Here is a 298-nt window from a genome sequence, read left to right on the forward strand (position 1 = left end):
ACGACCCACCATTCTCTCCACGGGGGAATGATTTGCTTCTGCTTTAAAAGCGGAGACAAATAGCAAACTATCGTGGGCGATTAGCTCAGTTGGGAGAGCACCTCCCTTACAAGGAGGGGGTCACTGGTTCGAGCCCGGTATCGCCCACCACTCTCTAAATATTTTTCTGCACGGAATCGCAGACCCAATAAGCAAAGATTGTTATCGGGTGTGTATTTTTGCGTCTAAGAATCTTTAGACAGTGGTTCTACTCTCTGTTTGAGAGATGAAACACCACTTTTGCTCTTTAAAAATCTGG

The 298-nt window shown here is 46.0% G+C and carries 1 tRNA gene; it reads left to right on the plus strand.

The window, feature by feature from the left end:
• Nucleotides 1-74 precede the first annotated feature (74 nt).
• Nucleotides 75-150: transfer RNA gene (locus BCT27_RS25325), tRNA-Val, on the plus strand.
• Nucleotides 151-298 lie beyond the last annotated feature (148 nt).

This window comes from Enterovibrio norvegicus (assembly GCF_002876705.1).
In the GTDB taxonomy this organism is placed as follows: Bacteria; Pseudomonadota; Gammaproteobacteria; order Enterobacterales; family Vibrionaceae; genus Enterovibrio; species Enterovibrio norvegicus_B.